This window comes from Enterobacter sp. 50588862, assembly GCF_001462935.1.
In the GTDB taxonomy this organism is placed as follows: Bacteria; Pseudomonadota; Gammaproteobacteria; order Enterobacterales; family Enterobacteriaceae; genus Enterobacter; species Enterobacter bugandensis.
Map to the genome: position 1 here is coordinate 1 of NZ_LNHM01000025.1, position 25,603 is coordinate 25,603.

At 57.9% G+C, this 25,603-nt stretch carries 22 protein-coding genes and 1 pseudogene; 14 read left to right on the forward strand and 9 right to left on the reverse strand.

The annotated features are described in order from the left end of the window. Positions 1–224: pseudogene (locus tag APT89_RS11595) on the forward strand (IS481 family transposase); the annotation flags it as partial. Between the two features lie 153 nt (positions 225–377). On the opposite strand, the gene APT89_RS11600 reads toward APT89_RS11595, so the two are convergent. Continuing rightward, a complete protein-coding gene (locus tag APT89_RS11600) occupies positions 378–1,442 on the reverse strand; it encodes an AI-2E family transporter (RefSeq protein ID WP_028014023.1) in 1,065 nt (354 codons plus the stop codon). 221 nt (positions 1,443–1,663) lie between these two features. On the opposite strand from APT89_RS11600, the gene bepA reads away from it, so the two are divergent. Both bepA and arsC read left to right on the forward strand, forming a co-directional pair. Beyond that, the gene (bepA, locus tag APT89_RS11605) at positions 1,664–3,127 is read left to right on the forward strand and encodes a beta-barrel assembly-enhancing protease (protein WP_041908772.1); all 1,464 of its coding nucleotides are present in this window, start codon (positions 1,664–1,666) and stop codon (positions 3,125–3,127) included. Between the two features lie 13 nt (positions 3,128–3,140). After that, complete coding sequence (gene arsC / locus APT89_RS11610) at positions 3,141–3,497, forward strand: arsenate reductase (glutaredoxin) (protein WP_060572407.1); 357 nt, start codon at positions 3,141–3,143, stop codon at positions 3,495–3,497. On the opposite strand, the gene APT89_RS11615 is transcribed toward arsC, so the two are convergent. After that, the gene (locus tag APT89_RS11615) at positions 3,494–4,318 is read right to left on the reverse strand and encodes a hypothetical protein (RefSeq protein WP_060572409.1); all 825 of its coding nucleotides are present in this window, start codon (positions 4,316–4,318) and stop codon (positions 3,494–3,496) included. The two genes, arsC and APT89_RS11615, sit on opposite strands and share 4 nt — an antisense overlap. A 147-nt stretch (positions 4,319–4,465) precedes the next feature. On the opposite strand from APT89_RS11615, the gene celB reads away from it, so the two are divergent. The 3 genes from celB to APT89_RS11630 are packed head-to-tail and all read left to right on the forward strand — an operon-like array spanning position 4,466 to position 8,163. Next, positions 4,466–5,785 (forward strand): PTS cellobiose transporter subunit IIC, encoded by a 1,320-nt coding sequence (gene celB, locus APT89_RS11620; RefSeq protein ID WP_060572411.1) that lies wholly within the window; start codon positions 4,466–4,468, stop codon positions 5,783–5,785. A gap of 3 nt (positions 5,786–5,788) precedes the next feature. Continuing rightward, positions 5,789–6,745, forward strand: coding sequence for a N(4)-(beta-N-acetylglucosaminyl)-L-asparaginase (locus APT89_RS11625; RefSeq protein ID WP_060572413.1), 957 nt, complete (start codon positions 5,789–5,791; stop codon positions 6,743–6,745). Then, positions 6,745–8,163, forward strand: coding sequence for a leucyl aminopeptidase family protein (locus tag APT89_RS11630; RefSeq protein ID WP_060572415.1), 1,419 nt, complete (start codon positions 6,745–6,747; stop codon positions 8,161–8,163). The genes APT89_RS11625 and APT89_RS11630 overlap by 1 nt, the downstream gene beginning before the upstream one ends. A 76-nt stretch (positions 8,164–8,239) precedes the next feature. Here the strand turns inward: APT89_RS11630 and APT89_RS11635 are convergent, their stop codons facing one another. The 4 genes from APT89_RS11635 to APT89_RS11650 form a co-directional block, all read right to left on the reverse strand. Then, on the reverse strand, positions 8,240–8,941 hold the full coding sequence (locus tag APT89_RS11635; protein WP_211438414.1) for a DnaA inactivator Hda: 702 nt from the start codon (positions 8,939–8,941) through the stop codon (positions 8,240–8,242). A gap of 96 nt (positions 8,942–9,037) precedes the next feature. Next, on the reverse strand, positions 9,038–10,327 hold the full coding sequence (gene uraA / locus APT89_RS11640; protein WP_017692944.1) for a uracil permease: 1,290 nt from the start codon (positions 10,325–10,327) through the stop codon (positions 9,038–9,040). An 86-nt stretch (positions 10,328–10,413) separates the two neighbouring features. Further along, the gene (gene upp, locus APT89_RS11645) at positions 10,414–11,040 is read right to left on the reverse strand and encodes a uracil phosphoribosyltransferase (protein WP_041908762.1); all 627 of its coding nucleotides are present in this window, start codon (positions 11,038–11,040) and stop codon (positions 10,414–10,416) included. 217 nt (positions 11,041–11,257) lie between these two features. Then, on the reverse strand, positions 11,258–12,688 hold the full coding sequence (locus APT89_RS11650; RefSeq protein WP_041908761.1) for a 6-phospho-beta-glucosidase: 1,431 nt from the start codon (positions 12,686–12,688) through the stop codon (positions 11,258–11,260). Between the two features lie 266 nt (positions 12,689–12,954). Here APT89_RS11650 and purM point away from each other — a divergent pair, with 266 nt between their 5' ends. The 4 genes from purM (at position 12,955) to ppx (ending at position 18,416) form a co-directional block, all read left to right on the forward strand. Then, entirely contained in the window at positions 12,955–13,992 is a 1,038-nt protein-coding gene (gene purM / locus APT89_RS11655) for a phosphoribosylformylglycinamidine cyclo-ligase (protein ID WP_041908759.1), read from the forward strand. Then, positions 13,989–14,630 carry a phosphoribosylglycinamide formyltransferase gene (purN, locus tag APT89_RS11660; RefSeq protein WP_041908757.1) on the forward strand — a complete coding sequence of 214 codons (642 nt, stop codon included), beginning with the start codon at positions 13,989–13,991 and terminating at the stop codon, positions 14,628–14,630. The genes purM and purN overlap by 4 nt, the downstream gene beginning before the upstream one ends. 183 nt (positions 14,631–14,813) lie before the next feature. Continuing rightward, positions 14,814–16,874, forward strand: coding sequence for a polyphosphate kinase 1 (ppk1, locus tag APT89_RS11665; RefSeq protein WP_041908755.1), 2,061 nt, complete (start codon positions 14,814–14,816; stop codon positions 16,872–16,874). Positions 16,875–16,877: 3 nt separating this feature from the next. Next, positions 16,878–18,416, forward strand: coding sequence for an exopolyphosphatase (gene ppx, locus APT89_RS11670; protein ID WP_028014034.1), 1,539 nt, complete (start codon positions 16,878–16,880; stop codon positions 18,414–18,416). 4 nt (positions 18,417–18,420) lie between these two features. Here ppx and APT89_RS11675 read toward each other — a convergent pair whose 3' ends face one another. Further along, positions 18,421–20,661, reverse strand: a complete 2,241-nt coding sequence (locus APT89_RS11675) for an EAL domain-containing protein (RefSeq protein ID WP_060572555.1) — start codon at positions 20,659–20,661, stop codon at positions 18,421–18,423. A gap of 353 nt (positions 20,662–21,014) precedes the next feature. Here APT89_RS11675 and APT89_RS11680 point away from each other — a divergent pair, with 353 nt between their 5' ends. Then, positions 21,015–21,203, forward strand: coding sequence for a YfgG family protein (locus APT89_RS11680; RefSeq protein WP_060572417.1), 189 nt, complete (start codon positions 21,015–21,017; stop codon positions 21,201–21,203). On the opposite strand, the gene APT89_RS11685 is transcribed toward APT89_RS11680, so the two are convergent. Beyond that, complete coding sequence (locus APT89_RS11685; RefSeq protein WP_045631007.1) at positions 21,200–22,090, reverse strand: LysR family transcriptional regulator; 891 nt, start codon at positions 22,088–22,090, stop codon at positions 21,200–21,202. The two genes, APT89_RS11680 and APT89_RS11685, sit on opposite strands and share 4 nt — an antisense overlap. A gap of 97 nt (positions 22,091–22,187) precedes the next feature. Here APT89_RS11685 and APT89_RS11690 point away from each other — a divergent pair, with 97 nt between their 5' ends. The 3 genes from APT89_RS11690 to APT89_RS11700 are packed head-to-tail and all read left to right on the forward strand — an operon-like array spanning position 22,188 to position 24,689. Further along, positions 22,188–23,417: an MFS transporter gene (locus APT89_RS11690; RefSeq protein WP_060572419.1), complete on the forward strand. Its 1,230-nt coding sequence runs from the start codon at positions 22,188–22,190 to the stop codon at positions 23,415–23,417. Positions 23,418–23,466: 49 nt separating this feature from the next. Then, on the forward strand, positions 23,467–23,934 hold the full coding sequence (locus tag APT89_RS11695) for a DUF6130 family protein (RefSeq protein WP_060572421.1): 468 nt from the start codon (positions 23,467–23,469) through the stop codon (positions 23,932–23,934). Positions 23,935–23,945: 11 nt separating this feature from the next. Beyond that, positions 23,946–24,689, forward strand: coding sequence for an alpha/beta fold hydrolase (locus APT89_RS11700; RefSeq protein ID WP_060572423.1), 744 nt, complete (start codon positions 23,946–23,948; stop codon positions 24,687–24,689). A gap of 89 nt (positions 24,690–24,778) precedes the next feature. Here APT89_RS11700 and iolB read toward each other — a convergent pair whose 3' ends face one another. Further along, complete coding sequence (gene iolB, locus APT89_RS11705; protein WP_060572424.1) at positions 24,779–25,603, reverse strand: 5-deoxy-glucuronate isomerase; 825 nt, start codon at positions 25,601–25,603, stop codon at positions 24,779–24,781.

Consider the following 25,603-nt stretch of genomic DNA (forward strand, 5'->3'; position numbering starts at 1 on the left):
CGCCACCTGAATACGATGAAGGGGTGAAGGTCAGGAAAGTGGATGTCAGCGGAAAGCTGAGCATACAGGGTGTCAGTCTGAGCGCAGGCAAGGCGTTCAGGGGAGAACGGGTCGGGCTGAGGGAGACGCAGGATGACGGCTGCTATGAAGTGTGGTGGTACAGCACGAAAGTGGGGGTGATCGACCTGAAGAAAAAGTCGATCACCATGGGTAAAGGATGTTAAAAAGTGTTCACGATGTCCCCGAACACCTGTCTACCATGTCCCCGGACTGTACACCCTCAAGGGAGAGGGGGTCGTCCGTGCTGGTATTATTTTGTGGGGATCCCTCAGCCCCGTGGGAGAGGGTCGGGGTGAGGGCATCAGGCCGCACAAAAACTACTTCTCTTCCACCGCAGGCACATCCGGCCACGCGTGCACCACCGCTTTAATCAGCGTCGCCAGTGGAATGGCAAAGAACACGCCCCAGAACCCCCACAGCCCGCCGAAAATCACCACCGACAGGATAATCACCAGCGGATGCAGGTTCACGGCCTCGGAGAACAGCACCGGCACCAGCAGGTTACCGTCCAGCCCCTGAATAATCAGGTATACCGCGAAGCAGCTCCAGAACTCGGTACCCAGCCCAAACTGGAACAGCGCAACGCCCACCACCGGAATGGTTACCACAAACGCGCCGATATACGGGATCAGAACCGAAAATCCGACCAGCACCGCCAGCAGCAGCGAGTAGTTCAGGCCGAAAATCAGGAAGCCAATCCAGGTCGCCACGCCCACCACGATCATCTCCAGCACCTTGCCGCGAATGTAGTTGGTGATCTGCTGGTTCATCTCCTGCCAGACCTGCCCGGCCAGCCCGCGATTGCGCGGCAGCACGCGGCGTACCGCGTTCAGCATCTGCTCTTTGTCCTTGACCAGGAAGAACACCATTAGCGGCACGAGCACAAGATAGACGGCCAGCGTCAGCAGCCCCACCAGCGAGGCCAGAGAGTATTTCACCACCGAATCGCCCATCGTCATGATGCGGGCGCGCATGTTTTCGGCCATCGCATCTATGATCCCCGCATCCATCAGCGCGGGGTAACGACGCGGCAGCGTGGCGGCGAAATCAGACAGCTTGTTCAACATGCCGGGCATATCGCGGATCAGGTAGATCCCCTGCTGCCAGGCAACCGGCATCACCACAAATGCCATCAGCAGCAGAATGCCGACAAACAGCACCAGCACGATACTCGTTGCCCAGCGGCGCGAACAGCCGATATGTTCCAGGCGCGCCGTTGGCCACTCCAGCAGGTACGCGAGCACAATCGCCACCAGCAGAGGGGCGAGCAGGCCGCTGAAGAAGAACAGAATACCGAACCCGGCAACCAGAATAACCAGCAAAGCAATGGCTTCCGGGTCACTGAACCGACGCCGATACCACTGCATTAACATTTCGAGCATACAACCCTTCCCTGAATCGAATGGCGGGAGTGAGACGGTGAATTGTATCTAACTGTCACAAAAAAGACTTTCGCTTTTTGTATCCCTGTCACAATCCGCAAAAGCCTGATGAATGGGATTTTCTTCATGCGGTAACACGGCTACACTCGCAGGGCAGCAGAGATGAACGATATGCCGGTTCATCGGTCAAATTAGCACCTCCAACATACAGGACAGTGGTTATGTTCAGGCAGTTGAGAAAAACACTGGTTGCAACACTGATTGCCGCAGTGACGGTCGGTCAGGTGTTGCCCGCTTTCGCTGACTCGTCCGATTCATTGCCGGACATGGGCACCACGGCAGGAAGCACGCTCTCTATCGGGCAAGAGATGCAGATGGGTGATTACTATGTGCGCCAGCTGCGCGGCAGCGCCCCGCTGATCAACGACCCTTTGCTGGTGCAGTACATTAACGGGCTGGGGATGCGCCTGGTGGCGCACGCCGATTCGGTAAAAACGCCCTTCCACTTCTATTTGATTAATAACGACGAAATCAACGCCTTCGCCTTCTTCGGCGGAAACGTGGTGCTGCATTCGGCGTTATTCCGTTACTCAGACAACGAAAGCCAGCTGGCTTCGGTAATGGCGCACGAAATTTCGCACGTTACCCAGCGCCACCTCGCGCGTGCAATGGAAGACCAGAAACGTAACGCCCCGCTCACCTGGGTGGGCGCACTGGGCTCTATTCTGCTGGCAATGGCCAGCCCGCAGGCCGGGATGGCGGCCCTGACCGGTACGCTTGCGGGAACGCGTCAGGGGATGATCAGCTTCACCCAGCAAAACGAGCAGGAAGCTGACCGCATCGGCATTCAGGTTTTACAGCGCTCCGGCTTTGACCCGCAGGCCATGCCGAGCTTCCTGGAAAAACTGCTCGACCAGGCACGGTATTCTTCCCGTCCGCCGGAAATTTTGCTCACCCACCCGCTGCCGGAAAGCCGTCTCTCGGACGCACGCAACCGTGCCAACCAGATGCGCCCGGTGGTCGTGCAGTCTTCGCAGGACTTCTACATGGCGAAAGTAAGAACGCTCGGCATGTACAACTCCGGACGTAACCAGCTCACCAGCGATCTGCTGGATACCCTGGCGAAAGGAAACGTGCGGGAAAAAAATGCCGCGCAGTATGGTCAGGCGCTACAGGCGATGGAAGCCAGTAAATACGACGAGGCGCGTAAAGCGCTGCAGCCGCTGCTGGCAGCCGACCCGAACAATCCGTGGTATCTCGATCTCTCGACGGATATCGATCTGGGGCAGAAGAAAGCCACTGATGCGATTAACCGCCTGAAAGGGGCGAAAGACATACGGACCAACCCGGTGCTGCAGCTTAACCTGGCGAACGCTTACTTGCAGGGCGGTCAGCCTGCGCAGGCCGTAACCATTCTGAACCGCTACACGTTTAACAATAAAGACGACCAGAACGGCTGGGAGCTGCTCGCTCAGGCGCAGGGGCAACTGGGTAACCGCGATCAGGAACTGGCGGCGCGTGCTGAAGGGCTGGCGCTGGCGGGCCGTCTCGATCAGGCTATTTCCCTGCTCAGCAGCGCCAGCTCGCAGGTGAAGCTCGGCAGCCTGCAGCAGGCCCGCTACGACGCGCGTATCGACCAGCTGCGCGGCCTGCAACAACGCTTTAAGCCGTACGAGAAGATGTAATAAAGGAGAAGTCATGACAGACGCGGTACAAATTTACCATAACCCTCGCTGCTCCAAGAGCCGCGACACCCTCAGCCTGCTGAAATCTAACGGCATCGACCCGGAAGTGGTGCTGTATCTGGAAACGCCGCCGGACGCGCAGACGATCCGCGAGCTGCTGCACATGCTGGGGATGGGCAGCGCGCGCGAACTGATGCGTCAGAAAGAGGATCTGTATAAATCGCTTAATCTGGATGACAGCCGCCTCACCGAGGCTGAGCTGGTACAGGCGATGGTCGACAATCCAAAGCTGATTGAGCGCCCGATTGTGGTGGCGAACGGCAAGGCGCGCATTGGCCGTCCGCCGGAAGATGTGCTCGACATCCTCTAGTCCTTACGCCGCAGCGCTTCCAGAAACGCCTGCGGCGTACTCTCTCCCAGCTTTTTCTGCGTTTTGCCCCGGTTATAAAACTCGCACAGCGCGATCAATACCTCTCCCGCCGGTTCATCATTCACGCGAGGAATAACATCGCCTAATGGCACCGCTACCTGAAGCGCGTTGTGTTTTTGGGGATGCGTTTTTACAGCCACATCTTTTGCAGCATCCGTCAGCTCAAAACCAAAAGTCTCAATAGATTGTATATCAGCCGGACAGTCATCAAGCAGTGCCCGCGTCCAGGTACTGAGCAACTGGGGCGACAGTCCCGCATAGAGCCGGGCATAACACCAGCCGCTCACTGGTTCGTGCGCCCAGAGCAGGTGTTGTTCACCCCCATCGTCCATGTGCAGGGATAAAGGCAGATGATGGAGCATCAGCGTATGCGGCCGCATGCCAGCCTTCAGCGCTTTTATTCCCTGCAACGGCCCCCCTTTTAGCTTCGCGGAGGCCGGTTTGAGATAGCGATTCAGCGTTGCCCTTGAAACGCGGATCCCCAGCACGTCGTTAACCATCTGCAGCAGTTCATCTAACGGCGCCCCTGAGATGTCGCGCAGCGCATTCACCAGCGCCACCTGCTCCTGTCTCAACGCTTTGTGTATCACTTTTGGCGTGGTGTGGTTATCCGAAACCTGGTCGCGGTTGCGCCAGCGCCTGACGGTCGTGACCGAGATCCCCAGCTCAACGGCAAGCTCTCTGTCGCTTTTATCTGACTGTTGCAGATAGCGGCGGATGCGCGGCGTGGTGGTCGCATTGGCGTGAAGTTTAATTTCCATCGCAACAATTCCGTTAACTAATCATGTGAGATTTATATAACACAGGCGATTGCTTTGTGACCGGTTTCACCTTTCGCTCGCCGCGCTTCACTGATAATCCACAGACATAACATAAACAACACCCCTCAATCTTGTACGGAGTTCACAATGAACAATGTTCTGGGATTTCTTGAAGCAAAACTGATGCCCCTGGCGGCGAAAACGGCCCAGCAGCGTCATCTCGGGGCCATTCGCGGTGCCTACGTGTCATTCATGCCGTTTATTATCGTCGGCTCCATTCTGCTGGTTATCTCCTCCTTCCCTAACCAAGCCTATCAGCAGTTTATGTCTCAGGCCTTTGGTGAGAGCTGGAGCGCGATTATTGAAATTCCATTCAACGCGGTGTTCTCCACCATGTCGCTGTTCATCAGCTTTCTGGTCGCCTTCCGCCTGGCGGAACACTACGGCGAGGACCGCATCTCCTGCGGCATTCTGGCGCTGGTCGCGTTTCTGATCCTGACGCCGTTTATTAAGGTGGCGGAAAACGGCGGGATTACCGTGATGCCGGTGGAGTGGATTGGCAGCAAAGGATTGTTCGTGGCGATGATCGGCTCGCTGCTCTGGACGGAGCTGTTCTGCTGGCTGAAGCGCAAAAATCTGGTCATTAAAATGCCGGACGGCGTGCCTCCTGCGGTGCAGGAGTCGTTCGCGGCGCTGATCCCCGCCCTGCTGGTGATGATTCTGGTGCTGGGTATCCGCATCGTTTTCGAAAACACTCACTACAACACCATCCACCAGTTTATTTATGAAGTGGTTGCTACCCCGGTGCGCCACTACGGCACCTCCTATTTCGGTGCGCTGATGACCGTCTTTAGCATCACCATTCTCTGGTCAGTGGGCATTAACTCCGGCTCGATGATTAACGGCATCATTCGTCCGCTGTGGATGGAGAACCAGACCGACAACATCGCCGCTATCCAGGCGGGGACGACGCCGCCGCACATTATCACGGAACAGTTTTTTGACATGATCTGGATGGGCGGCGCGGGTGCTACGCTGTCGCTGGTGATTGCGATGCTGATTTTCGCCCGCAGTAAAAACATGCGCGAAGTGGCGCGCCTCGGCGCCGGGGCGTCAGTGTTTAACATCAACGAGCCGATTCTGTTTGGCCTGCCGGTGATCATGAACCCGATCATGCTTATTCCGTTCAACCTGGTGCCGCTGGTGCTGGTCACCGTGCAGTATGCGGCGATGAAGATTGGCGCGGTCGCCGTCACCACCGGGGTGTTTATCCCCTGGACGCTGCCGCCGGTGACCAGCGGTTTTATCGTCACCGGACACCTGAGCGGCAGCGTGATGCAGCTGATCAACCTGCTGATTGGCGCCATGCTGTACCTGCCTTTCATGCGTATCGTGGACAAACAGTACCGCGCGGCGGAAATTGCCACCGTTACGCAAACCGACACCACCCTTGCAAAACAGGAGTAAAGCATGTGGGGAATTATCGCAACCTGGCGAATGGCGCTTGAAGGGGTAACGGAATCTGCGTCTGCCCTGGCGGCGGGAAAACCGGTCGCTACGGCGGTGGTTGATGCCGTCGCCGCCGTCGAAGACTTTCCGTTTTATAAATCCGTCGGCTACGGCGGGCTGCCGACCGAAAACGGCGAAGTCGAGCTGGACGCGGCATTCATGGACGGCGACACGCTGGCGTTCGGTGCCGTGGGGAACCTGGTGGATATCGCCAACCCGGTGCGCGTGGCGCACGCGCTCAGCCGCCAGCGCTACAACAGCCTGCTGGTCGGCCAGGGCGCGCGTGAATGGGCGCTAAGTCAGGGCTTTGCCGACAAAAGCATGCTCACCGAACGGGCTATGCAGCACTACCGCAAACGCTGCCGCGAGACGCTGGATAAAGGCTTAAGCCCGTACGACGGACACGACACCGTCGGCATTATCGGCCTCGATAAGCAGGGGTCGATGAGCGTTGCCACCTCCACCAGCGGCCTGTTTATGAAAAAACGCGGCCGCATCGGGGATTCGCCGATTATCGGCTCCGGCTTTTACTGCGACAGCGAAACCGGCGCGGCCACCGCTACGGGCGTCGGTGAAGATCTGATGAAAGGCTGCACGAGCTACGAAATCGTTCGTCGCATGGCGCAGGGTATGACGCCGCAGCAGGCGGCAGACTCCGTGGTGTTCGAGCTGGAAGACAAGCTGATGTCGCGCTTCGGTCGCGTGGGCGATCTCTCCGTGGTGTGCATGAACAACAGGGGCGAATTTGGCGCCGCCACTAACATCAAAACCTTCTCGTTTGTGGTGGCGACGGCCCGTCAGCCCCTCACCGTTTTTCGTACCGAGCGCCTGCGGGAGAAAACGCACTATCACGCCGTGGACGAAGAGTGGATGCAGGCCTACGCCGCGCGGATCCGCGCACCGATTGAGGAGCCATGATGATCGCGTATCAGTTTATCACCGCGCTTTCTGACGCGAAGCCGCGAAGCCATTTAATCGCCCGCGTCTCCTGTGCGCAGTTGCCGCAAACCGCGCTTGTTGCGGAAATGCGTGACTCTGACGGCATCGCGGACACCCGCTTTGGCTGCGCGCCCTTTGCGCGCATCACCCTGCTGCCGGATGCGCTCTGGCATGACGCGCTCACTGAAGGCCTGCTTGCCGCCCTGCGACCGCTGTTTGCCTCTCCCGTCAGCGCAGATATCGTGCTGGACGTGACGGATATCGACGAGGTGGTGCTGGCGCAGGTGATGCGTTTTCTCTTTAATCAGGCGCACAGGCTGAGCGATTTACAGCTGAAAAAAACCAGTGAGTGCGTTCGTATTAAGCACATCACCGCCCTCTGCCTGCCGGAACAGCAGGCAAAGCTGGAAACAATTTTCCGCCAGCAGCAGGCCATCGCTCACGGCATGGTCGCAGCGCGTCGCCTGGCGGATATACCGTCCGATCGCTGTACGCCGCAGTTTATGGTCGAAGAGGCGCAAAAACTGTGTGCCGCCTACCCTGCCCTGCACTGCGAGGTGCTGAACGAAAAGGCTATTGTTGAGCAGGGTCTTGGGCTGCTGAACGCCGTCGGCAAAGGGGCGACCTGCCCGCCACGTCTGCTGGCTATTCATTACGACGGCGTATCTGACGGCCCGGTGCGCTGCTACGTAGGTAAAGGCATTACCTTCGATACCGGCGGCCTGTGGCTGAAGGAAGGCGCAGGCATGTACACCATGAAATACGACATGTGCGGTGCGGCCAACGTGCTGGGGCTGATGCTGACCGTAGCAGAGCTGGCGCTGCCCGTACGCATCATGGGCGTGCTGGCGCTGGCGGAAAACGCCATCGGCCCGGACGCCATGCAGCCCGGCTCGGTAGCAACGGCCTGCAACGGCATGACGGTTGAAATCAACAACACCGATGCCGAAGGCCGACTGGTGCTGGCGGATGCCATCGCCTGGGCCAGCCAGCGCAATCCGCAGGCGCGCTATATCATTGATATGGCGACCTTAACCGGTGCGGTGGTGAAAGCGCTGGGGTATGAGTTGAGTGGATTAATGACGCAGGACGAGCCGCTGCGCGCCGCGCTGACGCAGGCGGGAAAACGGAGCGGTGACGAAGTGTGGTCCCTGCCGCTGGATGCGCGGCTGAAAAAGCAGACCGACAGCGCGATTGCCGATCTGTGCAACACCCCGACAAACAACGCGGCAATCAGCGCGTCGGCGGCGTGGCTGCTGCACCATTTTTGCCCGCAGACGATCCCGTGGGCGCATCTGGACATCAGCGGCACGGCGCTGTGGCGCGAGAACGGCAGGAGCGTGGCGTCGGGAAGGCCGATTCCGCTGCTGGTGGAGCACTTGCTGGGGGATCTTTAGCCCGGTGGCGCTGCGCTTACCGGGCCAACGGGCGCCATATGTAGGCCGGGTAAGGCGCAGCCGCCACCCGGCATAACTACAGCTTAAGAATATCTTTCACAAACGGAATGGTCAGCTTGCGCTGGGCGGTAATGGAGGCGCGATCGAGCTGATCGAGCGTATCAAACAGGGTGCGCATCTCACGGTCCAGACGCTTGAGCAGGAAACGGCCCACGTCTTCCGGCAGCTCAAAGCCGCGCTGCTTTGCTCGCAGCTGTAACGCCTGCAGCTTATCTTCATCTGACAGCGGCTGGAGCTTGTAGATTTGTCCCCAGTCCAGACGAGACGCCAGATCCGGCAGCCCAAGATTAAGCTGGCGCGGCGGACGATCGCCGGTGATCAGCAGCCGGGTTTTGCCCGACTCCAGAATGCGGTTGTAGAGGTTAAAGATCGCCATTTCCCACGGCTCGTCCCCCGCCACGCATTCGATATTATCGATGCAGACCAGCGAGAGATGTTCCATGCCCTCAAGCACTTCAGGCACAAACCAGGTACGTTTATCCAGCGGCACGTAGCCGACCGCATCGCCGCGCGCCGAAAGCTCGGCACAGGCTGCATGCAGCAGGTGACTGCGCCCCGCGCCTTCGCGTGACCAGATATAGATGTATCCGCTGTGATCCTGGCGCAGCACGTTTTGCAGTGCAGCCAGTAAAGAGGGGTTATCACCCGGCCAGAAACTCGCAAAAGTTTCGTCGTCAGGGAGATAGAGTGGCAGAGAGAGCTGTGCCGGTCCGTTCAGAAATACCTCAACCAGAGATCTTACATAAAATCGGCGATGAGTTTAACACGGAACCCGCCAGGAGAGAACCGGGCGATCCTTCGCCCAGTTAAAGGATCAGTGTGGGGCTTTTTCGCTTTCGTCAGCGTCCAGCACCACCTCTTCCGGGCGGATCACCGAGATCAGCTTGAAAATCAGGCTCAGGCCCACGCCCACGATGGTCGCCAGCGCCATGCCCTTCAGCTCGGCCGCACCGATGTGCACCTTCGCGCCGCTCACGCCGATGATCAGGATAACGGAGGTCAGGATCAGGTTTTGCGCCTTGCTGTAATCCACTTTGGATTCAATCAGCACGCGAATACCGGAGGCACCGATCACCCCGTACAGCAGCAGGGAAACGCCGCCCATTACCGGGACCGGGATAATCTGGATCGCTGCCGCCAGCTTGCCCACGCAGGAGAGCAGAATGGCGATGATCGCCGCGCCGCCGATAACCCAGGTACTGTAGACGCGGGTAATCGCCATCACGCCGATGTTTTCACCGTAAGTGGTGTTTGGCGTGGAGCCGAAGAAACCGGAGATGATGGTGGAGAAACCGTTGGCAAACATGGAGCGGTGCAGACCCGGGTCGCGGATCAGGTCGCGCTTCACGATGTTCGCCGTCACCACCAGGTGGCCAACGTGCTCCGCAATTACCACCAGCGCGGCAGGCAGAATGGTGAAAATGGCGAACCATTCAAAGCGTGGGGTGTAGAAAGTTGGCAGCGCGAACCAGTGCGCCTCGGCAATCGGGGTGGTATCCACAACGCCCATGACGAAGGAGAGCGCGTAGCCCGCCAGCACGCCAATCAGGATCGGGATAATCGCCATAAAACCGCGGAACAGCACGGAGCCAAATACCGTCACGCCCAGCGTCACCAGTGAGATGATAATGGTTTTGGAGTCCGGTGACTGGCCGTCCGCAGGCAGCAGGCCGGCCATATTCGCCGCCACGCCCGCCAGCTCCAGGCCGATAACGGCAACGATGGCGCCCATCGCCGCAGGCGGGAACATCACGTCCAGCCAGCCGGTACCGGCTTTCTTCACGATGAAGGAGACCAGGCAGAACAGCACGCCGCACATGATAAAGCCGCCCAGCGCCACTTCATACCCCAGCGGCAGCAGCAATAACACCGGCGAGATAAAAGCAAAGCTCGACCCCAGATACGCCGGGATTTTGCCTTTACAGATAAAGAGGTACAGCAGCGTCCCGATGCCGTTGAACAGCAGCACGGTAGCCGGGTTAATGTGAAACAGGATTGGCACCAGCACGGTTGCGCCAAACATAGCGAACAGGTGCTGCAAACTAAGCGGGATCGTCTGTAAAAGCGGCGGTCTTTCACTCACCCCGATAGCACGGCGCGTCATAGTGTTTTCCTCTGAGTAGTATCGTTGTTGGTGTTTTATTCAAAAAAAAGCCGACTATCAAAGTCGGCTTATTTATCGTTATTCGATTATTTCGTACCAAAGATCTTATCGCCGGCATCGCCGAGCCCCGGGATGATGTACCCGTGCTCGTTCAGCCCCTGGTCGATAGAGGCGGTGTACAGCTCAACGTCCGGGTGCGCTTTTTCCAGCGCCGCGATCCCTTCCGGAGCAGCAACCAGAACCAGCACCTTAATGGTGCTGCAGCCCGCTTTTTTCAGCAGATCGATGGTGGCGATCATTGAACCGCCGGTCGCCAGCATTGGGTCAACCACCAGCGCCATACGCTCGTCGATGTTAGAGACCAGCTTCTGGAAGTAAGGGACCGGCTCAAGCGTCTCTTCGTTACGGTAGATACCGACCACGCTGATGCGCGCGCTCGGTACGTGCTCCAGCACGCCTTCCATCATGCCAAGACCGGCACGCAGGATAGGCACCACGGTAATTTTCTTACCTTTGATCTGCTCAACCTGCACCGGGCCGTTCCAGCCTTCGATGGTCACTTTTTCCGTTTCCAGATCGGAGGTTGCTTCGTAGGTCAGCAGGCTGCCCACTTCAGAAGCCAGTTCGCGAAAACGCTTCGTGCTGATGTCATGCTCACGCATCAGGCCCAACTTGTGTTTAACGAGTGGGTGTTTCACTTCCACAATCTTCATTCTCTTTCTCCTCTGAGGTGGCATCCGCAAAAAAATCGCGGGATTATACCGCTTTTTACGGATTGCGCCATACCCAACTTGCTTGACGTACATCAATCAAAAACAAAAAAACCGGAGGCTGGGCTCCGGCTTGGGTGCGGGGTCTTGCCCGGTGGCGCTGCGCTTACGCGGGCCTACGTGTATTGTAGGTCGGGTAAGCGTTAGCGCCACCCGACAATTAGAGGTTATCGCCGTTGCTCGCAATCACCTGCTTATACCAGTCGAACGATTTCTTCTTGCTGCGGTTCAGGGTGCCGTTACCTTCGTTATCTTTATCGACAAAGATAAAGCCGTAGCGTTTTTTCATTTCGCCCGTTCCGGCAGACACCAGGTCGATACAGCCCCACGGGGTATAGCCCATCAGATCCACGCCGTCTTCCACCACTGCTTTTTTCATCTCGCGGATGTGTGCGGAAAGGTAATCGATGCGGTACTGGTCATTCACCGTGCCGTCGCTCTCCTGCACGTCGATCGCGCCAAAGCCGTTCTCAACGATAAACAGAGGCAGCTGATAGTGATCCCAGAACCAGTTCAGGGAGTAGCGCAGCCCGACCGGATCAATCTGCCAGCCCCAGTCGGATTTCTGCACGTACGGGTTGGAGACCAGGCTCTTGCTTTCGTCGTAGTCCAGCGCCGGGTTATCTGCCGTCGCTTTGGTGGCGAAAGACATGTAGTAGCTGAACCCGATGTAATCCACGCAACCCTGTTTCAGCGCGGCTTTATCTTCTTCGGTGATATCCAGCGCGAAGCCGCGACGCTCGAAGTAGTTGAGCAGATGCTGCGGATATTTGCCGCGCACGTGAACGTCGGTAAACCAGTAGCGACGGTGCATGGCGTTCATCGCCATCATCATGTCGTCCGGCGCACAGGTCAGCGGGTAGATGGGGCACATGGCAATCATGCAGCCGATCTGCAGCGACGGGTTAATCTCGCGCCCCGCCTTCACCGCCAGGGCGCTGGCCACCAGCTCGTAGTGCGCCGCCTGGAACATCACCGGCTCGCGGTCTTCACCCGGCGCGTACTTCAGCCCGGAGTTGGTAAATGGCGCAAAGTCTTCGTGGAAGTTGGCCTGGTTGTTGATCTCGTTAAAAGTCATCCAGTACTTCACCTTGTGCTGGTAACGCTCAAAAACGACCTTTGCAAAACGCACGAAGAAGTCGATCAGCTTACGGTTGCGCCAGCCGCCGTATTCCGTCACCAGGTGAAACGGCATCTCAAAGTGGGAAAGCGTGATAACAGGTTCGATGCCGTACTTCAGGCATTCGTCGAACAGATCGTCATAGAATTTGAGGCCCGCCTCGTTCGGCTCCAGCTCGTCGCCTTTCGGGAAGATACGCGTCCAGGCGATAGAGGTACGGAAGCATTTGAACCCCATCTCGGCAAAGAGTTTGATGTCTTCTTTATAACGGTGGTAGAAATCGATAGCCTCATGGTTAGGGTAGTTTTTCCCCTCCAGCACGCCGTTGGTGATTTCACGCGGCACGCCGTGGGCGCCCGCGGTCATGACGTCGGCAACGCTTACGCCCTTACCGCCCTCTTTCCAGCCGCCCTCAAGCTGGTGAGCTGCAACGGCCCCACCCCACAGAAAATCTGCTTTGAATCCTGACATTCGCTTTCCCTCATTCTGCGTTATTTTCTGCAAAAACAATTACAGAAACCGGTTTCAGTTCGATGATGTGCAAAGGGGATATTCGTTGCAAGCAGATCGCCGAAACCGGTTTCATTTTCGTGAACGGAGTCAAGTTTGGCTGCATTTGCGGGCTATACAGAAAAAAAGATCCCCACGTCCAGAATAGGCTCGCAAACGTTTGCCTGGACTGTTAGAATTGCGCCGATTTTTCTTACTAGCTATGCAATCGCGTGGGGATTTAAGCCGTGACCAACAAAACTTCTCTCAGCTACAAAGATGCCGGTGTTGATATTGACGCAGGTAATGCGCTGGTTGACCGAATCAAAGGTGTGGTGAAGAAAACCCGCCGCCCGGAAGTGATGGGTGGTCTGGGTGGATTCGGCGCACTGTGCGCGCTGCCGCAAAAATATCGTGAACCTGTTCTGGTCTCGGGTACTGACGGCGTAGGCACCAAGCTGCGCCTGGCGATGGATTTAAAACGTCACGACACGATCGGTATCGATCTGGTTGCGATGTGTGTGAACGACCTGGTGGTTCAGGGCGCAGAGCCGCTGTTCTTCCTCGATTACTACGCGACCGGCAAACTGGATGTGGATACCGCAGCCAGCGTCATTAACGGTATCGCCGAAGGCTGTCTGCAGTCCGGCTGTGCGCTGGTGGGCGGTGAAACCGCTGAAATGCCGGGCATGTACCACGGCGAAGATTATGACGTCGCGGGCTTCTGCGTCGGCGTAGTAGAAAAATCAGAAATTATCGACGGCAGCAAAGTGGCCGATGGCGATGTGCTGATCGCGCTGGCCTCCAGCGGCCCGCACTCTAACGGCTACTCTCTGGTGCGTAAAATCCTCGAAGTAAGCGGCTGCGATCCGCTGACCACCGAGCTGGACGGCAAACCGCTGGCTGACCACCTGCTGGCCCCAACCCGCATCTATGTGAAAAACGTACTGGAGCTTATCGAGAACGTTGACGTTCACGCTATTGCTCACCTGACCGGCGGCGGCTTCTGGGAAAACATCCCGCGCGTGCTGCCTGACAACACCCAGGCGGTGATCGACGAATCCTCATGGCAGTGGCCAGCCGTCTTTAACTGGCTGCAGAATGCAGGCAACGTGAGCTCTCACGAAATGTACCGTACCTTTAACTGCGGCGTGGGCATGGTTATCGCCCTGCCGGCAAGCGAAGCGGATAAAGCGGTTAAGCTGCTGACCGAGAAAGGTGAAAACGCGTGGAAAATCGGTACGATTAAAGCCTCCGATTCCGAACAGCGTGTGGTCATTGAATGAAAAACATCGTGGTGCTCATTTCCGGTAACGGAAGCAATTTGCAGGCCATCATAGACGCCTGCAAGCAGAAGAAAATCAATGGCACCATTCGGGCAGTTTTCAGCAACAAGGCCGATGCGTTCGGCCTTGAGCGCGCGCGGGAAGCGAACATTCCCGCTCACGCGCTGGAAGCCAGCCAGTTCGCCGGACGTGAAGCCTTTGACCGCGAGCTGGTGCAGGAGATTGACGCCTACGCGCCCGACCTCGTGGTGCTGGCGGGCTATATGCGCATTCTGAGCCCGGCCTTCGTCGAACACTACGCCGGTCGACTGCTGAATATTCACCCTTCCCTGTTGCCAAAATATCCCGGCCTGCATACCCATCGTCAGGTGCTGGAAAACGGTGACGAGGAGCACGGTACCTCAGTCCATTTCGTGACCGACGAGCTGGACGGTGGCCCGGTGATCCTGCAGGCGAAAGTCCCGGTCTTTGACGGCGACAACGAAGACGACGTGACCGAACGCGTGCAGACGCAGGAGCACGCCATTTACCCGCTGGTGGTAAGCTGGTTTGTCGACGGGCGTCTGGAGATGCGCGACGGCGCAGCCTGGCTGGACGGCGAGAAGTTGCCCCCGCAGGGTTATGCGGCCGAAGAGTAGTTTGCTATGTCGGGTGGCGCTTCGCTTACCCGATATTCCCTCCCCCAACCCGCTAAATTCCCCAACAAAAAAAATAACTGTCATACTTTTCTGGCACTGTTGGACATATCGTGGAAATGCTCGCCATAATAAGGACGAGACGGATTTACCACGTCCTGTGATTGAACTGGAGTGTGAGCTGTAATGGGTCAGGAAAAGTTATATATCGAGAAAGAGCTAAGCTGGTTAGCATTTAACGAACGTGTACTCCAGGAAGCGGCAGACAAAAGTAACCCGCTGATCGAACGCATGCGTTTTTTAGGCATTTATTCCAACAACCTGGATGAGTTCTACAAGGTTCGCTTTGCCGAGCTGAAAAGACGCATCATCATCAGCGAAGAACAGGGCTTAAACTCGCACTCGCGGCATCTGCTGGGCAAAATCCAGTCCCGCGTGCTGAAAGCCGATCAGGAATTTGACGGCCTGTATAACGAACTGCTGCTGGAGATGGCGCGCAATCAAATCTTCCTGATTAACGAACGTCAGCTTTCCGTTAACCAACAAAACTGGCTGCGCCACTACTTTAAACAGTACCTGCGCCAGCACATTACCCCGATTCTCATCAACCGCGAAACCGATCTGGTGCAGTTCCTGAAGGATGACTACACCTACCTGGCGGTGGAAATTATTCGCGGTGAATCCATCCGTTATGCCCTGCTGGAGATCCCGTCCGACAAGGTGCCGCGCTTTGTGAACCTGCCGCCGGAAACCCCGCGCAGACGCAAGCCGATGATCCTGCTGGATAACATCCTGCGCTACTGTCTGGACGACATTTTCAAAGGCTTCTTCGATTACGATGCGTTAAACGCCTACTCGATGAAGATGACCCGTGACGCCGAATATGACCTGGTGCACGAGATGGAAGCCAGCCTGATGGAGCTGATGTCCTCCAGCCTGAAACAGCGCCTGACGGCCGAGCCGGTGCGCTTTGTCTATCAGCGCGACATGCCGGACGCCATGGTGGAGATGCTGCGCGAGAAGCTGACCATTTCGCGCTATGACTCCATCGTGCCGGGTGGCCGTTACCACAACTTTAAAGACTTCATTGGCTTCCCGAACGTTGGCAAAGCCAATCTGGTGAACAAACCGCTGCCGCGCCTGCGTCATATCTGGTTCGATAAGTTCCGCAACGGATTCGACGCCATCCGCGAGCGCGACGTGCTGCTCTACTACCCGTACCACACCTTTGAACACGTGCTGGAGCTGCTGCGTCAGGCCTCGTTCGATCCGAACGTGCTGGCGATCAAAATCAACATCTACCGCGTGGCAAAAGATTCCCGCATCATCGATGCGATGATCCACGCGGCACACAACGGCAAAAAAGTCACCGTGGTGGTTGAGCTGCAGGCGCGCTTCGACGAAGAGGCGAACATTCACTGGGCGCGCCGCCTGACGGAAGCGGGCGTGCACGTGATCTTCTCCGCGCCGGGTCTGAAAATTCACGCCAAGCTGTTCCTGATCTCGCGTAAAGAGGGTGATGACGTGGTGCGCTATGCCCACATCGGCACCGGGAACTTTAACGAAAAAACCGCGCGGATTTATACCGACTACTCGCTCTTAACCGCTGACGCCCGCATTACCAACGAAGTGCGCCGGGTGTTTAACTTCATCGAAAACCCGTACCGCCCGGTCAGCTTCGACTATCTGCTGGTCTCACCGCAGAACTCGCGCCGTCTGCTGTACGATATGATCGATAAAGAGATTGCCAATGCCCAGAATGGGCTGTCGTCCGGCATCACGCTGAAGCTTAACAACCTGGTCGATAAAGGGCTGGTGGACAGGCTGTACGCGGCGTCCAGCTCCGGCGTGCCGGTTAACCTGCTGATCCGCGGCATGTGCTCGCTTATTCCGGAACTGGAAGGCATCAGCGACAATATTCGCGTTATCAGCATCGTTGACCGCTACCTGGAGCACGATCGGGTCTATATTTTCGATAATGCGGGCGATAAACAGGTTTATCTCTCTTCGGCAGACTGGATGACGCGCAATATTGACTATCGAATTGAAGTCGCGACGCCGCTGCTGGATCCGCGTCTGAAACAGCGTATCCTCGACATTATCGAGATCCTGTTCAGCGATACGGTGAAGGCGCGCTATATCGACAAAGAACTCAGTAACCGCTACGTACCGCGCGGCAACCGCCGTAAAGTGCGGTCACAGCTGGCGATTTACGACTATATCAAATCACTCGAGCAACCCGATTAACCTATGCCGATAAATGATAAGACCCCACGCCCGCAGGAATACGCCGCGGTCGATCTTGGCTCTAACAGTTTTCACATGGTCATCGCCCGTGAGGTTGATGGCGCGCTGCAGATCATCGGTCGTCTGAAGCAGCGCGTACACCTGGCGGATGGGCTTGATGAGCGCAGCATGCTCAGCGAAGAGGCGATGGAGCGCGGTTTAAACTGCCTGTCGCTGTTTGCCGAACGCCTGCAGGGCTTCTCGCCCTCCAGCGTTTGTATCGTGGGCACTCACACGCTGCGCCAGGCGCTGAACGCGCCGGAGTTCCTCAAGCGGGCCGAAAAAGTGATCCCCTACCCGATTGAGATCATCTCCGGTAACGAGGAGGCGCGTCTGATTTTCATGGGCGTTGAACATACCCAGCCGGAAAAAGGGCGCAAGCTGGTGATCGACATCGGCGGTGGTTCTACGGAGCTGGTGATCGGCGAAGACTTTGAGCCGCGCCTGGTGGAAAGCCGTCGCATGGGCTGCGTCAGCTTCGCGCAAATGTACTTCCCCGGCGGCACCATTACCCGTGAAAACTTCCAGCGGGCGAAAATGGCTGCGATCCAGAAGCTGGAGAATCTGGCCTGGCAGTACCGCATTCAGGGCTGGAACGTGGCGCTGGGCGCGTCGGGCACCATCAAGGCGGCGCATGAAGTGCTGCTGGCGATGGGTGAAAAAGACGGTTTTATTACGCCTGAACGCCTGACCCTGCTGACCGAAGAGGTGCTGAAGCATAAAAGTTTTGACGCCCTAAGCCTGCCGGGGCTTTCCGACGAGCGTAAGGCAGTCTTCGTGCCGGGCCTGGCTATTCTCTGCGGCGTGTTTGACGCCCTGGCGATTAAAGAGCTGCGCCTTTCCGACGGCGCGCTGCGTGAGGGGGTGCTGTATGAGATGGAGGGCCGCTTCCGCCATCAGGACATTCGCAGCCGCACCGCACAGAGTCTGGCCAACCAGTACAACATCGACCGCGAGCAGGCGAAGCGCGTGCTGGAAACCACGGTGCAAATGTACGAGCAGTGGCAGGAGCAGAACCCCAAGCTGGCGCACCCGCAGCTTGCCGCGCTGCTGAAATGGGCCGCGATGCTGCACGAGGTGGGGCTGAACATCAACCACAGCGGGATGCACCGCCATTCAGCGTATATTCTGCAAAACAGCGATCTGCCCGGCTTCAACCAGGAGCAGCAAACCATGATGGCGACCCTGGTGCGCTATCACCGTAAAGCCATCAAGCTCGACGATCTGCCGCGCTTCACGCTGTTTAAGAAAAAGCAGTTCCTGCCGCTTATTCAGCTGCTGCGCCTGGGCGTGCTGCTGAACAATCAGCGTCAGGCCACCACCACACCGCCAACGCTGAAGCTGAAAACCGACGATCACCACTGGACGCTGAGCTTCCCGCACGACTGGTTCAGCCAGAACGCGCTGGTCCTGCTGGACCTGGAAAAAGAGCAGCAGTACTGGGAAGCGGTCACCGGCTGGATGCTCAAAATCGAGGAAGATAGCGCCGACGTCGCCGCGTAACGGCTCAGGCGTCCGCCGTGGACGCCTCTGCTTCCAGCAGTGACTCAAGCGGTGCCGGTCTGCCAATCAGATAGCCCTGCACATAATCAATGCCTAGCGCGTGCACCGCGCTACGTATCTCTTCGGTCTCGACATATTCCGCCACCACCAGCATCTTCTTCATGCGCGCCAGATGACAGATAGAGGCCACAATCTGGTAATCCAGACTGTTGTTGACGATATTGCGGATGAAATCGCCGTCGATTTTGAGAATGTCCGCATCCACGCTTTTCAGCCGCGCATAGCTCGCATAGCCGGTACCAAAATCATCGATCGCAATGCGTACCCCCATTTTCTGCAGCTGCCGCAGGATGTGGAGCCCCTGCTCCGCGTTGCAGAAGGTGCTGCACTCCGTCACTTCAAAGATCAGCTGCCACGGCTCAATGGCATATTTCGCCAGCAGGCGACTCACCTCAAGCGGGAACTGCACCCGACACACCGTTGAAGGGGCCAGATTAATGGCAAAGCGCTGGCCGGGCAGCCGTTCGCGATGCGCGGCGAGGAAGCGCAGCGTATGCTCCAGCACCCACAAATCCACCCGCGAAGAGAGGCCAAACTCCTGGGCTATCGGCAGGAATTGTTCAGGGGAGATCAACAGCCCGTTTGCATCAGTCATCCGCAGCAAGACCTCATGATACCTATCGCCACGCAGGCCGCGTACGGGCTGAACGAGCAGCGTGAATGCGTTGTTATCCAGCGCACGCTGCAGGCGACACATCACCGCGACTTTATCCTTCAGGCTGCGCTGCAGATGGACGGCGCCGCGCTGCTGAAGATTTTCCGGGTGGTTAGAGGAGAGCGACAGATCGGCCACCACCCCCAGCTCACCCAGCACCAGATAGAGGTGGTTAACCGGCGAACGCACATAGCAGTAGCTCACCCCCACCTGCGGCTGCAGCGGCATGCCGTCCCAGACAAAGCGGAACTGCTTGATGTGCTCGTCCAGGGTTTCAATCCGCTGCTGGTGCGATTCGGCGTTAAGGCGAACCGCCATGTCACAGCCCGTCAGGTGATAGACCTGCTCATTGGGCTGGAGCGTGCCGTTAACCCATTGCGCCAGCTGCTGTTTGTACTGAATGCGCAGTAACACGCCATAGTTACGGCCCAGAATTTCAAGCTCCGGAACGCGGAGTAAACAGAGCGCCGACCACGGATTTTTTGCCAGATCTCGCGAAAGCGCCCGCAGGTTAGGCATATGCAGAACCGGGTCGAGCAGCGCCAGCCTGCGGGAGCGTTTGTTCACCGCCCGCTGCCGGGTCGCCAGCATCGACATGTAAATCACCACAAACGAGAAGACCAGATAGCTGGAAGAGGTGATTGCCAGCTGAATGTCGTACCCCTGGTTCACGGGGATATAGCGGTAAAAATAGTGAATAGACACCAGCAGTATCGGGATCCAGATAAGCGAAATCAGCTTATAGCCAAAGCGCATCGCTCCCCAGAGCATCACCGGCATCAGCAGCGACAGGGTGTAGTTAGTGGTGAAAATCGAACTGTTTTCATTCATCGGCAGCAGCAGGAGCGAAAGCAGCCCGGCAAGCGCAATGGCCCAAATCAGAAACTCAGCGCGCGTCACCTTTTTGTCTATCTGGGTACGGATCTGCGAGATGAGGCTTTTGAGATAGCGCGGATGACGAATCAGGCGGATCAGCAGATAACTTAACGGCACGCCCGTCAGACCGCTGACCAGCAAGGCCTGATAGTTGATCAGCGTGCGAATGTTGAGGGGGTTAAGCCCTGCCAGGCTCTGGCGACTCTCATACACGCCCAAATACACCGCAAACTGGAACAACAGCAGAAACAGCGTCGCGGGGCAGAAGGCCTGCCAGAAGATGCGCTGCGCCATCAGCCGTACGTCGCCGTACGCCGTCATATTGCGTCTGGGCGCAAAGACCCGGTAGCCGCCCCAGCTAAGCACTATAGGGACAATAAAATGGAGCACGCCGGCGACGGTTTCAAACATCCCGACCGACGGGTAATAGCGGATAAACAGCGACAACACGATCCCGGGAAGGGCTTCCAGACCAAAAAACATCATCAGCGAAAGCAAAAACGAGAGCGGTAAATAATAAAGTGCCGCTATCCCGTCGCCCAGGTGCGTGAACGTATTCGCCACGCTCAGTACGGGAAGTAAAACCACCGGTAAAATAAGCGGCAATACCCACCAGCGGTGTTTATTCTTTTTCAGGAAAGCAAAAATGTTCATAGATGCCCGGTTAAGCCCCTTTTTCTCCAGAAGGAAAATAATGACAGGCATCCAACCTGACCTGGCGCCGCCCGGCGACGTGCGGGGCGAACGGTATGGAGGAGGGATTTTAAATATCAGGGCCGGAAATCCGTTGACATAAATCAAACTATTTTACGCAAATAAGCTTTGCGCAGCGTTTTTTTGAAATAATTTTCTTCATATTATCAATATGGTAAATGCAAATATTAATTTCAATAACAATAATTAATGTAAACGTTGACGGTTATTTACACATGACGGAATTGACCCTCTCTTTCCGCTGTGCCTTAATATCCCCGTCGCCCAGAAGGGTATGCCCAGGAAAAAGAAGAGTGAGTCAGGCCACGCGTATGCGCAAACGACACCGTTTTAACACCCGGATGACCCGCATTATACTGCTCATCAGCTTTCTGTTTTTCTTTGGCCGCTTCGTTTACTCTTCCATCGGCGCCTGGTATCACCATCAGGACAAAATCCAGTCGCAGCAGTCCAGCCTGAACGTCGACGCCGCTGGCCGCTAGCCCTGCGATGGGTTTTGCACCAGCCGAATAATCCCCGCGATCCCTTTGCTGAGGATCTTGTCCTGCCGCATCACGATGGCGAGCTGGCGCTGCAGCACGGGCGTGAGCGACATGACGCAGAGCCCTTCACGGTCAGCGTCATGCTCAACCGCCATTCGCGGAACGATACTGTAGCCGAGCCCCACCCGAACCATACGCTTAATCGCCTCAATGCTGCCAAGCTGCATCACCGGCGCGATCGCTAACCCATTGGCCGCAAACCAGCCATCAATGAGCGCCCGGGTACCGCTGCCAGACTCAAAGGCGATCAGCGGCTGGGCATGGAGCGCCTCCGGGGTTAACTCCCTGAAAGCATCCTGCTGTTCCCGCGACGCGATAAAAACAAACTCCTCGTCCATCACCGGCATAACGTCCAGCGCTCTGCCGCTGACCGGCAGCGTCACCAGCCCCATATCGAGACGGTTCTCTTCTATGGCCCTGACGATGTCGAGGGTGTTGCCCGTTGTTACGCCCACCCGCAGGAGCGGATAGTCGCGGCGCAGCTGCTCCAGCAGGGGCGGCAGAAGATGGATACAGGCCGTCGCCCCCGTGCCAAGGGTAATGGTACCGCTGACATCGTGGCTGAACGCACTCACGGACCGCAGGGTTTCGTCCACAACCTGCTGAATGCGCTCTCCGTGCACCAGCAGTGACTCTCCTGCCGCCGTGGCCTTAATGCCCCGCCCGGTACGCTCCACCAGCCGCGTTTGCAGAAACTGCTCCAGCTGACGTATTTGCAGACTAACGGCAGGCTGGGAAATGCCCAGCAGATCCGCCGCCGCCGAAAAGCTGCCGCGCTGGATCACCAGACGGAACGTCGCGAGATAGCCAAGGTTAAGCGTCGTCATTCAAAGTTTCTCTTATACAGCGCATAAGGTTGCAGGCCTGCCAGCACAATACCGCGCTCGCTATGCTCAGGACAACTGCATAACGGAATGAAAAACAATGGAAACACCTGCCCTGCCTCGTCGCCTTGCCCTTACTGCTGGATGTAATCAGCTTATCAACTGGGGGATCTCGTTTTATCTGCCCGGCACCTTTGCGCGGGCCATTTCAGCCGACCGGGGATGGTCAGCGCCGCAGATTTACCTCGGCCTGACGCTGGCGATGCTGGTGATGGCCGCGGTCTCCCCTTTCGTCGCCCGTCTGCTGGCACGCTTTGGCGGACAGAAAGTGGTAATGGGCGGAACGCTGCTGATTGCCGCAAGCTGCGCCGGTATGGCGTATACCCGGACGCTGTCTGGCTGGTACGGCGCCTGGCTACTGTGCGGCATCGGGATGCGTCTGTCGCTGTATGACGCACTGTTCGCCGCGCTGGTCAATCTTTTTGGCCAGCAGGCACGCGGGACGATCTCCCGTATTACGCTGATGGGCGGGCTGGCCTCCGCCGTCTTCTGGCCGCTGGGCGATGGCCTGCTTCACATCATGAGCTGGCAGGACGCGTTACGCATTTATGCCCTGCTTGGTCTGCTGAGCGCAGTGCTGATCCGCACGCTTCCCCGGCAGCGGCTGATGGAAAACACAAAGGCCATCGCGCCGCCCCTGCGCAACGAGCGGCGTAACGCCTGGCTTTATGCGGCCTTCATCGCCCTTATCACCTTTGTCTCTAACGGCACCTCCACCCATCTGCCGGAGTTTATTGCCCACTTTGGCCTGCCGGTCGCCATCGGCATGCTGTGGGGAATCGGCCAGACGGGCGCGCGCTCGCTGGAGGTGCTGGCAGGCGGCCGCTTAACCCCCTTCAAACTCACGCTCTTCACCGCCCTCGCCATGCCGCTCTGCTTTATTCTGGGGATGAGCAGCCCCCTCTTTGCGTGGTGCGCGGCCGGGTTTGTGCTGGGCTACGGCGCCATCAACGGGCTGGTCACCATAGTAAAAGCCACGCTGCCACTGGAGCTGTTTAGCACGGAAAGCTATGCCCGCCGCACGGGCATGCTGCTTATCCCGGGCCAGCTGATGGCCGCAGCCGCACCGTTTGCCTATGCGTGGCTGAATAAAACGCTGGGGATCGCGGGTGCAATGGGAGTGTCGACGGGGTTAACGCTGGTGATTGCCGGGCTGGCGATAGCGATCGTGCGCCATCCCGGTAGGCAAACTGTATCGCACTGTATCCCGCGCGACGCGCTGACAAACGGGTACAAAACGCCCCCTCCGGCAAATATCTCCGATACATAAAAATGGTTTTCTTTCCCTGTCGTCATTCAGAACTGATGAGGAGAGAACCATGATTCGTCGTTACGCAATTTTACCCCTGCTCGTCCTGGCCTCTGTAACGCATGGCCAGGCCACGCCGCTGGACAACCTGAGCGCCGCGGACGTTAACGGCCCCGCCGCCGTTGCCCCGCTGGCGCAGCCGCAACCGCCTGCAAAACTGATCGTCGATCCGCCGCTTGCCGGGCCGCTGAGCAAAGGCGCGGTGTTTATTCAGTACCGGGCCGAAAACCTGCGCATCGAGCCGGTATTCGGCCCCGAGGCGCTCAAGGTGACCCCGCGCATCGGGCACATTCACGTGGTGGTGGACGGTGCGCCGTGGCACTGGGCTGACGCCAGCGGCGAGCCGGTGATCCTTGTGGGGCTGCCCGCCGGCAAGCACAAGGTAACGATCATCCTGGCTGACCCGACGCACAAGCCGCTCGACCACAAAACCATTGAATTCACCGTCCCGCCCCACGCGGCGATCCACCATTTTTAAGGAGTCTGAACATGAAAGCACTGTCTGTACTGACGGCGGGCCTGCTGGCGCTTTCTGCCAGCGCCTTCGCGGAAAATAAAACCAGCGTCGTGCTGGTGCACGGCGCGTTTGCCGACGGCAGCAGCTGGAATAAGGTGATAACCCTTCTGCAGAAACAACACGCAGAGGTCATTGCCGTCCAGCTCCCGCTTACCTCGCTTAATGATGATGTTGCCGCCACAAAACGGGCCATCGCCCGGGCGCACGGCGACGTGGTGCTGGTAGGCCACTCCTGGGGCGGAACCGTCATTAGCGAGGCGGGCAACGATGCACGGGTAAAATCGCTGGTCTATGTGGCGGCGTTCGCGCCGGATTCCGGCCAGTCGACGGGGGATCTGGCAGGTAGCTTCCCTCCGCCGCCGGGTAGCGCGGGCATCGCTAAAACGGCGGACGGCTATTTATACCTGCCGACGGAAGCCGTCAGGAAGGACTTCGCGCCTGACGTGAAGTCGGGTGAACAAAACGCTATCGCGGCCACGCAGGGGCCGATTAAAGCCGATGCGTTTGGTGAAAAGGTGACTCACGCGGCGTGGCATGATAAACCGAGCTGGTTTGTGGTCAGCAAGCATGACCGGATGATCAACCCCGACCTGGAACGTGCGATGGCGAAGGCAATACATGCGAAAACCACCGAGGTGGCCGCGAGCCACGTGTCGATGGTGAGTCAGCCGGAGGCCATCGCCCGGACGATTGAGCAGGCGAGGCGGACGCACTGAGGACAATTCGCCCGGCGGCGCTACGCTTGCACGAACCTACGATTTCGTAGGCCGGGTAAGCGCAGCGCCACCCGACAAGAAAGGCCGTCTCAGCCCCCCCTCTCTGCGGGATAATCGCGATTAATCCACGCATGGTCCTCTTCCCAGGTGAACATCCATTTGCGCACCGGACCGGCCATCACGTTGAGGTAGTAGCTGTCATACCCGGCCATCGTCGCCACCGGGTGATACCCCTTCGGCACCATCACCACGTCACGGTTGTAGACCGCCATACACTCATCCAGCGTTCTGTCGTCGGTGTAGACGCGCTGCATGCAGAACCCCTGCTCCGGGTTGAGGCGATGATAGTAGGTCTCCTCCAGCCAGGTCTCCTGCGGCGGGTTATCCGTGTCATGCTTGTGGCTCGGGTACGAGCTGGTACAGCCCTCGTTAGTCCAGACCTCCACCACCAGCAGGCTGTCGGCGGGCTTGTCTTCCGACAGGATGTTGTGCACGTAGCGCTGGTTGTGCCCCTTGCCGCGCGCTTCAGCGTCGATATCCTGCGGGGCAATCAGCCGCGTCGGGTACGAGCTCTTGCCCGGCGCGGCGCAGACCGCCAGCTCCAGCGCCGTCAGCGCCTTCACCTGCACCGTCTCCTGCGGGGTAACGTACACTGCCCACGGTTTGATGCGCTCGAAGGGGCTCATCCGCTCGCCGATATCGTTAAACTGCGCGGAAGGCGTGGTGATAGAGGCGCGCCCGGCGACCAGCACCAGGCAGCGTTCTTCCCAGACGGCGGGCAGCGTCAGCGTCTGCCCCTCCTGCAGCTCATACGCCTCAAACCCGACGTACCCCCACCCTGCGCGTTCCGGGGTGACGGACTGAGTGCGCCCCTCCGCGTTCGGCTGCTGCCAGCGTGATAACAGACGTGACAT